The sequence below is a fragment of the Winogradskyella sp. R77965 genome (genome assembly GCF_044594915.1).
Classification (GTDB): Bacteria; Bacteroidota; Bacteroidia; order Flavobacteriales; family Flavobacteriaceae; genus Winogradskyella.
Genome location: NZ_CP138990.1, coordinates 1,391,038 through 1,406,385 on the forward strand (window position 1 = coordinate 1,391,038; position 15,348 = coordinate 1,406,385).

The following is a 15,348-nucleotide window of genomic DNA, read 5'->3' on the forward strand; positions in this document are numbered from 1 at the left end:
CGATGATTATTACTCCTTTGTTAGTTATATTTATGGTAGTTGTTTTTGTACTACTGTTTTTGTTTTTGAATACAGTTGATAAACGCAAATGGCTATCCGCTTTAATCAGTTTAGTATTGACTCCTTTTGTGTATTTCTATATGTTTTATCCTTTTGTAAATATTATAAGTAACTATCATCATCAAAAGTACTTTGATAGTGAGGCTTGGATAGAAAAGCCTCCGTTACGCTACGAAATGATAGACAGTACTATCGAAACGGATACATTAATTGGAACCTCAAAAGAAAAAATAACCAGTCTTTTAGGGAAAGAAGAATGGCTTTCTTGGGATGATGCTAAAAAAGCACACGATACTAATAAATGGAATTATGGACTTGGTATAGAACCTGGTGCCTTTAATGATAAAAAGGATTGTGTTGAAATAACATTTAAAGATGGTAAAGTGGTATCACTTAGAACCTACCAAGAAGAAATAACATTTGAGAATGAAGAAGAATAAAACCATAATATACATAATTGCAGTTATTGTTGTACTCGTTTTAGTTAATAGTATCGCAAGTCAATTTTATCAGCGTTTCGATTTAACTAAAGATAATCGCTATACCCTTTCTGATTCGTCAAAATCAATAATCACAGATTTAGATTCACCATTAATTATCGATGTATTTTTAGAAGGTGATTTTCCTTCAGAGTTTCGATTGCTTCAGACTGAAGTCAAACAAATTATAGAAGAGTTTCAATTAGAAACCGATCAAATCATCATCAATTACATAAATCCTATTGCGGATGAAACCACACGTCAACAATATATTGAAGAGTTAACAAAACAAGGACTAGAGCCTTATATCAATACAGATAATAGTACAGGTAAAGTAACACAAGACATTATTTTTCCTTGGGCTTATGCAAGCTACAAAGATCAAAGGGTTAAAATTCCACTTTTAAAACGAAGTATTACACTAGGTCTGCAAGAACAAATCAATAACTCGGTACAATCCTTAGAATATGCTTTTGCTGACGGGTTTAGTAAACTTGTAAATACAAAAGCGAAAAAGATTGCCATTTTAAAAGGCAATGGCGAACTCAGTGATAACTACATTGCCGACTTTTTAAAAACAATGCAGCCTTATTACAACTTAGGCAAGTTTACTTTAGATAGTGTTACTACTAATGCTCAAGGCACTTTAGATAACTTAAAACAATACGACTTAATCGTTGCTGCCAAACCAAGCGAGCCATTTTCTGAAAACGAAAAATTAGTTTTAGACCAATATACCATGTCAGGTGGTAGAAGTCTTTGGCTTACGGAATCTGTTGTTATGGATAAAGACAGTCTTTACAATGATGCAGGAACTAGTGTCTCTATTATGAGAGATTTAAAACTCAATGACTTTTTCTTTAAATATGGATTTAGAGTTAATCCTTATTTCGTAAAAGATTTATACTCCTCACCTATTATGTTGGCAATTGGAGAAGGTAGCCAAGCACAAATGCAACCTATTCAATGGCAATATTCCCCGTTGGCTGCTTCAAATCCTAAACATCCGATAACCAAGAATTTAAACTTAGTGAAATTCGATTTTGCCAGTCCGATTGACACCTTGAAAAACGATATTAAAAAAACAATCTTGCTTCAGAGTTCACCAAAATCTAAATTAGAAGGTGCTCCAACAACTATTTCCTTGGCAGATGTCACTAAAGCGCCAGATGAAAGCACGTATAACTTAGGCTCTCAGAATTTAGCAGTTTTATTAGAAGGCGAATTTACTTCTGTTTATGACAAACGTATATTACCATTTAAAGTCACTAATTTTCAATCTAAGAGTAAGCCTACTAAAATGGTTATCATTTCGGATGGAGACATCATTAAGAATGAAGTTGTTAGAAACAGACCTCTAGAATTAGGTTTTGATCAACTCACAGGAAAGTCTTTTGGAAACAAAGAATTTCTTTTAAATACAGTTAATTATCTTTTAGACGATGCGGACACAGGACTTATAAACATTAGAGCCAAAGAAATTAATATTGCATTTTTAGATTCTGATAAAATAAAAGAGAATAAAGGTAAATGGCAACTTATAAATATTGCTTTACCATTAGCTGTACTTGCACTTTTTGGTTTTGTTTTTAATTACTTTAGAAAGAAAAAATATACTTAGTTTTAGTCGCTTAACACATTAGAAAATTTCCTGCCTTCGCAGAAATAAATGTTAATAAGTTTGTTTTATAAAACCCATCTATTGAGATATATTTGTAAGACACAACTAAAAGTAAAAACACATACATAGTCAGCATGAAATTTATTGTTTCAAGTACATATTTATTAAAACAGCTTCAAGTCTTAGGAGGTGTAATTAATAGTAGCAATACCCTCCCTATTTTAGACAATTTCTTATTCGAACTTAGCAAATCAAAATTAACGATTTCTGCAAGTGATCTAGAAACAACTATGTCTTCTACCATTGATGTAGAAAGTGATTCTGAAGGTAGTATTGCACTTCCTGCAAGATTGCTTTTAGATACATTGAAGACGTTTCCTGAGCAGCCTTTAACCTTTGTTGTTGAAGAAAATAATACAGTTGAAATTAGCTCTAATCATGGTAAATATGCTCTGGCATATGCTGATGGTGCTGAGTTTCCTAATGCTGTATCTATAGAAGATGCTAGTAAAACAAACATTTCTGGAGATATATTGGCAACTGCTATAAGCAAAACAATTTTTGCTGCTGGTAACGATGATTTAAGACCTGTGATGAGTGGTGTATTCTTTCAGTTTTCTCAAGACAATTTAACATTTGTAGCTACTGATGCTCATAAACTTGTTAAATACACAAGGAATGATGTTAGTGCTACTGAAACAGCAGAATTCATAATGCCAAAGAAACCTTTAAATCTTTTAAAAGGTATTTTAGCAGGAAGCGATGATGATGTTTTAGTAGAATACAATGAATCTAATGCAAAATTCACTTTTGAGAATTCAGAATTAATTTGTCGCTTAATTGATGGAAAATATCCAAACTACGAAGCGGTTATTCCAAAAGAGAATCCGAACAAATTAGTGATTGACAGAACACAATTTTTAAATTCTGTGCGTCGTGTTAGTATTTTCTCTAACAAAACTACACATCAAATTCGATTGAAAATTGCTGGAGCAGAATTAAATATTTCTGCTGAAGATATAGATTACAGCAACAAAGCCGAAGAACGTTTAACCTGTGATTATCAAGGTGATGACATGCAAATTGGCTTTAACTCTCGTTTCTTAACCGAAATGATAAACAACCTAAACTCAGATAACGTTCAGTTAGAAATGAGTTTACCAAACAGAGCAGGTATTCTAACACCAATTGATGGCTTAGATGAAGGCGAGCACGTGACTATGCTTGTTATGCCTGTGATGCTCAACAATTAGTAGAGGTTCTTGCAATTTTTATCAACATAAAAAAGGCTCACCGATTGGTGAGCCTTTTCATTTCCATTTCTTTAATAACTAACTAACAAAATTAAGAGATAATGGATAGCTAGGTAATTCTCCATTACTAGCTTTTATTGCGTTTACTATTGGCATTACAAATGCTAAGATTCCTACAAGTATCAAGGTTAAAATTCCTAATCCAAAAACAAGAATTAAAGGAATACTTAGTATTGAATATACTATTAGGCTTAACTGAAAATTCAATATAGATTTTCCATGAGCATCCATAGATTCTACCCTATCTTTTTGTGTTACCCAAATGATTAGTGGTACAATCAGTCCACCAAAACCTGTAACATAAGTTAGTAATTGTGATAAATGTGTAATTACTAATAATTGATTGTCTGTGCGCTTAAGCGTATGATAATTTGATTCCATGATTAATGATTTTACAACTATAGGACGTAATTGTATTTAAAATGTTACATAAAGTAGATTAAATCTATTTTAAAGAATAACTAAAACTTTATAACCTAATGAAATTAAAAACGAACTTACTACCCAAATAATTTAGTTTTCAGCATTTTTACAATCTAAGTTCTAGTTTTATTACATAAAAAAAGAGGGTAGTTAATTATTGACTACCCTCTTTTAAATGCTAAAATTAGTTTTAATTAGTACTCAGTGTTATTATCTTCATTAAGATTGTTAGACGAGTCTTTACTTTTACCTTTTGACATAAAGTTAATTAGTATGCCAACGAGTATAATACAAACCAATGCAAAGATTGCAATCATTACAACTCCGTTTGCCCAACTATACAGTCCTATTAATGTATTAATCATATTCGAGTATATTAAGTTTTGAGAGTATAAAATTAAGAACTATAATTTTTAAGAAAGATGATATTTGTCAGGAAATCCAAGAGAATGGTAACTATATATCCTAAAACTAGAGCTAAACATCATTTATATTTCCAAATAACATTAATTCTTCCATAAATGTCAGAAGGTTGTAAATGAAAATTCTATCTGAATTAAAACCGTTGTTATCAAAAGCTACTGCAGCGACATAGTCTTCATCTAAATTAAAACTTAGAATATTTGGATTTTTGAAGTCACCTAATAATTCTGAAGAAATAGATCTAACTTCATTTTTACTGCAAAACACATTAGAATTATAACTGATTATTATTATTTATTATATTTTGTAAAATACTTCCCAATTCTTCGCAATACGGTGACTTAAACATGTTCGCATGATTACCTGGAACCATATGCCTATTAACACCTTTTAAAGCTACAGGTTTCCACCCTAAATATTTAGTATCGTGAGCATAATAGATTGTGTCTTCAGATACTTTTAATAAATCTACTTCGAGATTTTCTGGTGTGATTTGATAGTTACTAAAAGCTAAATTATGTTTCTCATCTAACTTTAGTGGCCAGCTATGTAATAATTTATGTCGTCTCTCTTTACCTAGTTTAAGTCTTAAGTATGCATTATAAAACCCTTTCTTTATTAAACCTATTCTTCGATTAAAACTATGTTTATTACTAAACATCGTTTTAATCATAAATCCTATTTGACCTATATTATACTTAAAATTTATATACTTCTTCTTAAAAGAATTTGGATAATAATAAACTGGGTATACATAACTATCAAGCAAAGCTATAGTAGTAACCTCTCTATTCTGAGCCTTTAGTTGTTTTGCCATTTCAAAGGCTATGACTCCTCCAAAAGAATAACCTGCCAAAGCATAAGGACCTTTAGGATTAGATTCTATTATTTCGGATATATAATAAGCAGCCATATCCTCTACTGAATCATGTGGTTCATCTATTTCATTTAGACCTTTTGCTTGCAAACCATAAACTGGCTGATCTTTATCGAGGTTTTTAGCTAATGTTTGAAAAAGTAAAATATTATAATCTGCCCCATGCACCAAATATAATGGCGGCTTACTTCCTTTTGTATTTATTGGTGTTAATGAATCCCAAGTTATTTTTTCTGTATTACTATCAATAAAACTTGATATTTTTTCTATCGTTGGATACACCATTAAAGATGATAGAGGTAAATTTTCACCTGTGTCTTTCTCTATTCGCGATACAACTCTTACCGCTATTAAAGAATGCCCACCTAATTCGAAAAAGTCACTAAAAATATCAATATTTTCTAAACCTAAACAATCACACCAAATTTTACTAATGATTTGTTCCGTTTTAGTTCGAGGGCTAGTAAATTTATTCTCACCAGATTGATTTATTGATTTATTGATTAAAGCTTTACGATCTATTTTTCCATTTAATGTTGTTGGGAATTTTGTTAGCAAATGAATATCTTGAGGCACCATATATGCAGGAAGTGCAACTGCTAAGTTTTTCTTCCAAAGATCAATTACGTCTTTATCTATATGATCATTTTTATCATGCAATACATAAGCTACTATACGGTCATCTTTTACTAAAACAACAGAAGATTGAACATGTTCTTGTAAGTCTAATACTTTTTCAATTTCCCCAAGCTCAATTCTATGACCTCTAATTTTAACTTGTTGATCTATCCTACCTAAGCATTGTAACTCACCCGAAGGCAATAACTTACCTAAATCACCAGTGCGATATAATACTTTGTTAGAGTCAGAACTAAAGTTATTATCTATAAATTTTTCATTGGTCAAATCTAAACGTTTCCAGTAGCCTTTAGCTACACCATCTCCTGCTATGCATATTTCACCAATAGATCCCGGCTTAACCAGAAGTCCTTGATCATTTAATACATACATTTGAGTATTAGCAATCGGTTTTCCTATAGAAACTAGTTTGTCTTCTTTTTTAATTTGTTTTATCGAAGACCATATGGTAGTTTCCGTTGGTCCGTACATATTCCATAGTTCATCAACTTTAGAAAGAATTCGTTTCGATAAATTTAATGAAAGTGCTTCTCCACCACACAAAGCTTTTAAAGCAAAAGTTTTTTCCCAACCTGAGTCTAATAACATTTGCCAAGTTGTAGGTGTAGCTTGCATTACCGTAATACCCTCTTTCTCTATTAGTTTTAACATTAGACGTGTGTCCTTTACGGTTTCATCATCTGCTATAATGAGTTCAGCACCTTTGAGTAATGGCGTAAATATTTCTAATCCTGCTATATCAAACGAAATAGTTGTAATAGATAAAAACTTGTCTTTTTCTTCTATACCAGGTCTTTCTAGCATGCTATAAAGAAAATTAACTAAGTTTTTATGGGTTACAGAAACGCCTTTGGGTTTACCCGTAGAACCTGATGTATAAAGTATATAAGCAACATCTGTAGTATTTACTTTAATGTCTAAAGATGTATTTGGAGAGCTTGTAAGATTTGAAAATAAATCATCTAGTATTAATATCTCGGCATCAGTACTTAATTTAGCTTTAAAATCTTTTGTTGTAATCAAAAAATTAGCTTCAGAATCCTCTAGCATATAGTTTAAACGCTGGCTAGGATAACTAGAATCTAGAGGCAAATAAGCAGCTCCAGTTTTCATTATTGCGATCAAGGAAACAATAAGTTCAATAGAACGCGGTAGGCATACACCAACAAAATCTCCGGAACTTACACCTTTAGATGATAACGAATGAGCTAATCGATTAACTTGCTCTTCTAGCTCTCCATAAGTAATTGTCTTATCACCAAATTTTATAGCTTGTTCTTTCCCAAATAGTCCTGCTTTTTGGGAAATTAAATCATGTAATGCAAAATCAGGGTAACTAAATTCGGTATCATTAAGAATTTTATAAGCGGTATCATCTATTTTTACAATTTCCGCAAGCTTATCTTCAGGGTTTTTAATTATCGTTTTAATTACCCCTTCAAAAGTCTTCATCATACCTTCTATGGTAGAAGATTTAAATAGTGATGAATTAAAAGACCATTCTAAATTAAAATTTTCTTCTGTTCCGCTAGCATTTAAAAATATTTCGAAAGCATCAAAAGCTCTTGGATTATTAAGCGCTTTAAACGTTAAGTCTTTAAAATTAACTAGGTTAGTCTTACCAATATCTATGTTAAAAACCACTGGTACTAGTGGTACTCTAGACGGATCTCTTTGTAATGGTAGTTTTTGCAAGAGTTCACCAAAACTTAATTGTTGATGATCGTAAGCATCTAACATTGATAATTTTCTATCCTTTAAATACGTTTTAAAAGATTGATCTGCATCGAGCTTACTTCGTAAAGGCAGCAGATTTACGCAATGCCCAACTAATTGAATCCTCTCTTTAATGCCTTGACCAGCTGAAGGAAGACCAAGCACAATATCATTCTGACCTGTATATTTAAAAAGAAAAATCTCAAATGCAGACAATAGTGTAGTTACAAAACTACAACCTGATTTAATACCAACTTTTTTTAACTGAGCAAGTAATTCTTTGTCTAAAGGAAAATCTTTTTGTTTACTCTTATACGTTCTTAATTTTGGCCTTGTAAAATCTGTTGGCAAATTTAAGACTGGCACAGAATCTTTATATTGATCTAACCAGAAACTTTCAGTCTTGACCTGTTCTTCGCTTCCAACGTACCCCTGATAATCATCAGAGTAAGAACTAAAACTTTCGACTTTTGGGAGTGAAGGAGTTTCATTAGATACGTAAGCAGAATATAAAGCACCTAAATCCTCTAGCATAATCCCAACAGACCAACCATCGCAAATAATATGATGAGCAGTCATAACAAGATGATGTTCTTGTTGTTTAGTTTTAATTAATGCTATTTTTATTAGCGGTCCTTTTATTAAATCAAAAACATAATTAGCATCACTAGATAAGTAATCTGCAAGAGCAGAATCTCTTTCATTCGAAGCCGAAAAATCATGATGCTCAATTTCTACAGGTATATATTTCAATATACTCATAAACCGTCCATCCGGACTGAAAACTGCTCTTAATGATTCATGCCTTTGAACTAAACTTTGTATAGCTCTTTCTAGAGATTCTCTGTGTAATTCCCCTTCTAAAATCAGAGAAAAAGACTCATTATATCCTCTGTTTGCATCTTTACCACCTAATCTACAAGCAATCCATATTTCCGCCTGAGCTTCTGTTATATTTATAACTTTTTCAATAACAGGTCCACTAAACGGATCGAAATTTGAGTGTTTTTTTTGATTGGCTATGGATGATTTCATTTAGTTAAAACTGGTAATTTTCAAATTATACTTCGATTATTGCTATAAATCAATTTGAATATATCCATTCTTCTTCTCTTTATCTTCAACAAACCAGGCAGGGTTTCCTTTGTCGTCAAAGCCTAATTTTGCTCCAGGTAAAGGTGGTCTATTTAATTCATCTGTAAAAACTATTTTACGACTAATCTGTGAATTTGAACTATCTTCTCCCTTAAAAATTCCTGCACTGATTAATTCTTCAATACACTCCTTAAAGGTATTAATTAAATATGTAAGATCTTCATCTGTAAAAGCTGTTGTCATATAACAAGGGAAACCATCCCAAATATGGAAGCCTTTCTCTCTCATTAAAACAAAGAATAACTCTGCATATGGCACATCCTCTAATAGTTTCAATCTCCATAATGAACGATAGTATGCGATATCTAAAGGAAGGCCTTTAGACTTGAAAAATAAAATTAATTCTGTAGCTAAACGCTCAGTTTTTCTGGCTAATTCATCTTGAAGAGCATTACCTTGCTCTTTCATGTGTAAAAGAGACGCCTTAGTTGAAGCTAATGCAAGCGGATGACGAACAAAAGTACCTGCAAAATAAGTTACACCAACCTCTGGAAAGGAATCATCTCCAAATTGCCAGAAACCTCCATCGAGCGCATCCATACATTTTTTACTCCCAGCAATAGCTCCAATAGAAATTCCACCACCAATAACTTTACCGTAAGTTGCCAAATCTGCTTTAATCCCAAATAATTCTTGAGCACCTCCTAAATGCATTCTAAATCCTGTTATGATTTCATCAAAAATCAATAACGTCTCAGATGCTTTAGTAACCTCTCTAACTTCTTTTAAGAAATCTATTGGTATAAGTTCTGGTCTACGACTCTGCACTGGCTCTACAAGAACTGCAGCTATTTCATTTGCACGTTCTTTAATTATAGCTAAACTTTCATCAGTTCCGTAATCTAGTATTAACATGTTCTGCACGGCTTCTGGCATAATACCAGATGCTGCTGGAAATGTTCTAAGCTTTTTAGAACCTCTTACAATAACCTCATCATTAATACCATGATAAGATTTTGAAAATGCTACTATTAGAGAACGACCAGTTACCGTTCTTGCAATACGCATAGCACCTAAAACAGCTTCAGAACCAGTATTACATAATGCAGCACGATCATTACCTGTTATTTCACAAATAAGCTCCGTGACTTCACCTGCTAAAGGGTGTTGAGGACCAACTTCGAAACCAAGATCTATTTGTTTATGTAGTACATCTTTTATAAAATCTGGTTGATGCCCAAACAAACATGCACCAAAACCATTTAAAACATCTATATATTCATTACCATCAATATCCCAAAGACGATTACCAGAAGATTTCTCTACTACAATAGGGTAGACTAGTTCTTTCGTTTGAGGTTTAAAACCAGAAACTACTCTAGGATCTGACATATGACTTCGATGCTTTTGCGCATATGCTTTACTACCTGCTGTCTTTTTGTTATAACTCTTAATCAAATTACTTAAGAACGTACTCTGATCAGAACTCATATCCGTAGATTTTTTCTCAATCTTTGGTGAAGCTCCAAATGGTTTTTGATGCTCTTTCTTCTCTTCTTCTGTACGACTGTCGTTTTTCTCTAAAAGTGGAGACAAAGTGCTTGCAGTTTTTTGTGTTTTAACACTTGGTGTAGTCGCCATATTTGAAGCAGCTGGTGCACTTGGTATAGTGCCAGGAGCATTTCCTTGAAGCAATTCGAGTTGCTGACCTAGTAGTTGTAACTGCTGTGCTATGAGATTCAACGCAGGGTTTTGACCATTTTGTGTTACAACATTAACACTTTGAAATGCATTATTAACTATTGCAGTTGGTTGTTGTACAGACGAAGGTTGAACAGAATTGGCTTCCACTGCGGGAGCAAAACGATCTGCTGGCAATACCTTATCTAAATGTTCAGCTAATAAATCTGGTGTTCCAAATTCATCATTAAGCTGTCTAAACGTAATAGGTACATTGAACTCATTTTTACAAGTAATAGCCATTTGCGTTAAGACAAGTGAATCGAGACCTAGTTCTAAAAAGCTTAGTTCGGCATCATTAGTCTCAATTTCTATACCTGAATTATCTTCAATAATATTGGCTATTTTTTTAAGAATTAAGGGCTTTCTCATAATCTCAATATTGGTATTTGGTTTGGGGTCTAAAATTATATTTTCTACAATTTCAATTTTTGGTGCTACAGATTTAGTTGTCTGCTCAACAGCAATTGGATCTAACCAACAAGGTTTACGATCAAAAACATAGGCAGGCAACCAAACTTTCTGTCTTGTTTGTTTGTCATAATATGCGTTCCAGTTAGGTTCTACTCCATGCATCCAAAGATCACCAAGAGCAGTCAAAACTGTATAATTCGAATCTTCACCTTCCTTAGGACTTGTTAAACTAGAAATAGAAGCTAAAGATTTTAAACCTTTCTTTTGCTGTGATAAAGTTGTTAACGCACGGCCAGGACCTATCTCTAAGAGTACTGGATCTTCTAATCTCAAGACAGTATCCATTGCACCAGAGAAATTCACAGCTTCTCGTAAATGATTTGTCCAATATTTAGAACTTATCGCTTCAGAATCCGTAAGCCATTCTCCTGTTACTGTAGAAACAATAGGCAAACGAGGTACATTTAAAGTCACTTTTTTAACTTCATCTTCAAAAGCCTCCAGCACAGGATCCATCATAGTAGAGTGAAAGGCATGACTTGTTAATAAAAGCATATTCGCAATACCTTCAGCAGTTAATACTTTAGCAAAATCTTCAATAGCATTATCAGGACCAGATACAACACATAAGCGATCCGAATTAATGGCAGCCATAGAAAGTGTCTCTGGAAGTAATTCTTTAACACTATCTAAATTTGCTCTAACCGATAACATACTTCCACCAGGAAGCTCACTTACTAATTTTCCACGAACAGTTATTAAGTGTAAAGCGTCTTCTAAAGAGAAGATTCCAGCTAAATGTGCCGCAACAAATTCACCAATACTATGTCCGCAAAGTAGTGTTGGTTTAATTCCCCAACTGATCCAAAGTTGTGATAGTGCATACTCTACAACAAATAAAGCAGGTTGTGTGTACTGCGTGTCTTTCAACTTTTCTTCAGCTTCTGGTGAATTAGTTTCAGGATAAATTATATGTCTTATATCTAACTTTAAATCGGCTTTCAATAGTTCTGCACAATGATCTACCGCATCTCTAAAAACAGTTTCACAATCATAAAGTGCCTTACCCATTTGTAGGTATTGAGAACCTTGTCCTGGGAATAAAAATGCTAATTCACTAGGAATCACTTTTATTGTATTTGTTTTTATAGCTTTAGAATCTTCAGAACTTAATAAGCCATGAGCTTCATCATTATTACTTGCTATGGCAAAACTTCGATGTTTAAATGCATCTCGAGTTGCGGTTAAAGAATATGAGATGTCTGCAAGAGGTATTTCTTGATTCGTCTTTAAATAATCACTTAATGCATTTTTATAACCATTTTGGCTGTTTTCTGATTTAGCTGACCAAGTAACAAGTTGTAAAGGTCTACTTAAATCCTTCTGTACTTTCTTTTCAGCTTCATACTCTTCTAGAACGATATGCACATTTGTACCACCAACTCCAAAAGAGCTGACACCAGCACGTCTAGGAGTATCAGATTCCCATTTACTCAATTTATTGTTGACAAAAAACGGGCTATTTTCAAAATCAATTGCCGGATTTGGCTTCTCAAAGCCTAAAGACGCAGGAATTTGTCTATGTTTTAAAGCTAAAGTCGTTTTGATTAAACCTGCCACACCAGCAGCTGCTGTAAGGTGTCCTATATTACTTTTAATAGAACCTATAGCACAATATTGGTTAGAATCTTGTTCACCAAAAGCTAATCGAAGACCTTCAATTTCAATTGGATCACCCAAAGGTGTTGCGGTTCCGTGTGCTTCTATATAACTTATATCAGAAGGCTTAACATCAGCATCTAATAATGCGCTACTTATGGCACCAGCTTGCCCTTCTATGCTTGGAGACGTAAAACTACCTTTTTCGCCACCATCGTTATTAAGACCTATTCCTTTTATAACACCATGGATAATATCGCCATCGCGTTTAGCATCTTCTAAACTTTTAAGAAGCACTACTCCTGCTCCATCGCAAAACATGGTTCCGGTAGCATTGGCATCAAAAGTTCGACATTGTCCATTAGCACTTAACATCGACCCTTCTTGGTATAAATGACCACTATACATTGGAGAAGTTACACTAGAACCTCCAGCTAATGCAACATCACAATGTCCATTACGTATAGACTCAACTGCTTGCGCAATTGCTAGTAAAGATGTTGAACAGGCAGAATGTACACTTACAGCCGGACCTTTTAAATTTAAATGGTATGCTGTACGTGTAGCAATATAGTCTTTATCATTAATTGTATTGGCTTGTACAGGGCCGATTTGACTCATTAGTTCCTTATTCGGAAATACATTATTAAGATAGTAGGTATTGTAATAAACACCTGCATACACACCAATCTTTCCATCATAATGTTTTGGTAGATATCCCGACTGCTCTAAAGCCTCCCAAGATATTTCTAAAAATAAGCGCTGTTGTGGATCCATCGCTGATGCGAGTTTTGGGTTGAGCCCAAAAAATTTAGCATCAAAAGTTTTAGCAGAAGGTATAATACCTCTTGCACCAACATAAAGTGGATTATTACGCAACGCTTCTGGCAAACTTTTATCTAATTCTTCTGGTGTAAAAAACGAAATGGTTTCTTTACCATCTCTTAAGACTTCCCATAACTCTTTAATTGAGTTTGCTCCAGGAAAACGTCCTGCCATTCCAATAATAGCAATATCGCTATTTGTTTGTCTCTTATTCTTTCTTTTCGATGATGTTAAAGTTGATTTATCTTTGTCGGGCTCTAAAAATTTAGCAAGTCCAGAAATCGTAGGATGCTGGTAAATCTTTGTTACTGGTAACTCTGATTTTAGTTGTTTAGCAATTTCAACAGCTACTTTTTTTGTTAAAAGTGAGTTTCCACCCATTTCAAAAAAGTTATCATCAATACCAATCTGTGGTATGCCTAAGGCATTACTCCAAATTTTTGCTATTTCTTTTTCTGTTGCTGTCTTAGCTTTTCGTAATGGAGGAGCATCAACAGAACGTTGAAATTCTGGAACAGGTAAATTCTTTTTATCAATTTTGCCATTTGTTGTTACCGGAAAATCATCTACCCACATTATTAATGAAGGTACCATATATTCCGGAAGCACTTCAGACAGCTGATTTTTTACATTATTAGAATCTTTAATTTCATTTTCAGATTCTATATAAGCTACTAATTTTGCCTCACCAAAATGACTACTAGAAATAACACTAGCACGTTTAATATTTGGAAGTATATTAATAGCTGCTTCTATTTCTCCTAATTCTAAACGATAACCACCAATTTTAACCTGTTCATCTTGTCGTCCTATAAATTCTATATTACCATCTGGAAGCCATTTTGCTAAATCACCTGTTTTATACATCAAACCATCTTGCTCAAATGGATTTTCGACAAAACTTTTCACTGAAAGTTCAGGTAAGTTTAAATATCCTTTAGCTAAAGCAATACCTGATAGATATAAATTACCCGCAGTTCCTACAGGTAATATTTCTAAATCTTCAGATAAAATATGAACTTTTGTGTTTTGTATAGGCTTACCTATTGTTAGTAAATTACCATGATTATCTTCTGGAGAATATTTATACAACATGGACGTAACTGTAGTTTCAGTAAGACCATAAGCATTATAAAAATCACATATTTTACTTAATTTTTGTGCTAATTTTAAAGAACACGTCTCTCCACCTGCAACAATCCTTTTAAGTGTCTTTATTTGCGATAAGCCTTCAATAGTTTCAAGGTAACTTGGTGTACAATTTAAATGTGTAATTGAGTTTTTTTTAATAAAATCAAGAAGTGTATGATTTTTTAATGTTTGTTTATCGACAATTACTGTTGCAGCACCATTAAAAAGAGCTAAAAATATTTGTTCTATGGAAGCGTCAAAAAAGTAGTTAGAAAACTGTAATATCCTTTCTGTGCTATCTAGACCATAGTTTTGAGTCTCACCAACGATAAGATTAACCACAGAATTATTCTTAATCATTACACCTTTTGGATTACCTGTAGTACCAGAAGTATACATGATGTATGCAAGATCGCTAGGATTTGTATCTATATTTAAAAGCTTAGTATCATATTGCTCTTTTGAAGTGCTGAATTTTTTAACAATAGAATCATCAATAGTAAATTTACAATTGCTATCCGTTTTAATAAATTCTTTTCTTAAACTTGGAGAATCAACATCTATAGGCACATATGTTGCACCTGCTTTTAGGATACCTAAAATACTTATGACTATCCATTCGCTTCGCTCAATCATTAGACCAACAAAGTCATTTGGTTTTATATTGTGATTGGTAATTAAGTAACTTGCGAAATCATTAGAGATAGAATCTAATCCTTTAAAATCAATTTCTCTATTATCATATACGACTGCTATATTGTTAGGAGTACTTTTAACCTGCTCTAAAAATAGATCAACAATTGTTTTGTCACTAGGAAAATCAGACCTCGTGTTGTTAAATTTTTCAATCGATTCAATGATTTCTTTTCTGGTTGAATCCATAATATAACGTTATAACTTTTTAAAGAATTAAACAATTAGTATAATCTTTAA

Annotated in this window: 8 protein-coding genes; 3 read left to right on the forward strand and 5 right to left on the reverse strand. The window is 33.0% G+C overall.

Going from position 1 to position 15,348, the window contains the following annotated elements:
- Positions 1–2 precede the first annotated feature (2 nt).
- The 3 genes from SJY34_RS06300 (at position 3) to dnaN (ending at position 3,413) form a co-directional block, all read left to right on the forward strand.
- Positions 3–500: a hypothetical protein gene (locus tag SJY34_RS06300; protein WP_400080164.1), complete on the forward strand. Its 498-nt coding sequence runs from the start codon at positions 3–5 to the stop codon at positions 498–500.
- A complete protein-coding gene (gene gldG, locus SJY34_RS06305) occupies positions 487–2,160 on the forward strand; it encodes a gliding motility-associated ABC transporter substrate-binding protein GldG (RefSeq protein ID WP_400080166.1) in 1,674 nt (557 codons plus the stop codon). Before SJY34_RS06300 ends, gldG begins: the two co-directional genes overlap by 14 nt.
- A 134-nt stretch (positions 2,161–2,294) precedes the next feature.
- Positions 2,295–3,413, forward strand: a complete 1,119-nt coding sequence (gene dnaN / locus SJY34_RS06310) for a DNA polymerase III subunit beta (RefSeq protein WP_400080169.1) — start codon at positions 2,295–2,297, stop codon at positions 3,411–3,413.
- 78 nt (positions 3,414–3,491) lie between these two features.
- On the opposite strand, the gene SJY34_RS06315 is transcribed toward dnaN, so the two are convergent.
- The 5 genes from SJY34_RS06315 to SJY34_RS06335 all read right to left on the reverse strand — a co-directional run bounded on the left by SJY34_RS06315 (position 3,492) and on the right by SJY34_RS06335 (position 15,297).
- The gene (locus SJY34_RS06315) at positions 3,492–3,854 is read right to left on the reverse strand and encodes a DUF4870 domain-containing protein (protein ID WP_400080172.1); all 363 of its coding nucleotides are present in this window, start codon (positions 3,852–3,854) and stop codon (positions 3,492–3,494) included.
- Between the two features lie 236 nt (positions 3,855–4,090).
- Positions 4,091–4,261 (reverse strand): hypothetical protein, encoded by a 171-nt coding sequence (locus SJY34_RS06320; RefSeq protein WP_400080175.1) that lies wholly within the window; start codon positions 4,259–4,261, stop codon positions 4,091–4,093.
- Positions 4,262–4,373: 112 nt separating this feature from the next.
- A complete protein-coding gene (locus SJY34_RS06325; protein WP_400080178.1) occupies positions 4,374–4,586 on the reverse strand; it encodes a hypothetical protein in 213 nt (70 codons plus the stop codon).
- A 7-nt stretch (positions 4,587–4,593) separates the two neighbouring features.
- Complete coding sequence (locus SJY34_RS06330; RefSeq protein ID WP_400080180.1) at positions 4,594–8,586, reverse strand: amino acid adenylation domain-containing protein; 3,993 nt, start codon at positions 8,584–8,586, stop codon at positions 4,594–4,596.
- Between the two features lie 42 nt (positions 8,587–8,628).
- A complete protein-coding gene (locus SJY34_RS06335; RefSeq protein ID WP_400080183.1) occupies positions 8,629–15,297 on the reverse strand; it encodes an amino acid adenylation domain-containing protein in 6,669 nt (2,222 codons plus the stop codon).
- Positions 15,298–15,348 lie beyond the last annotated feature (51 nt).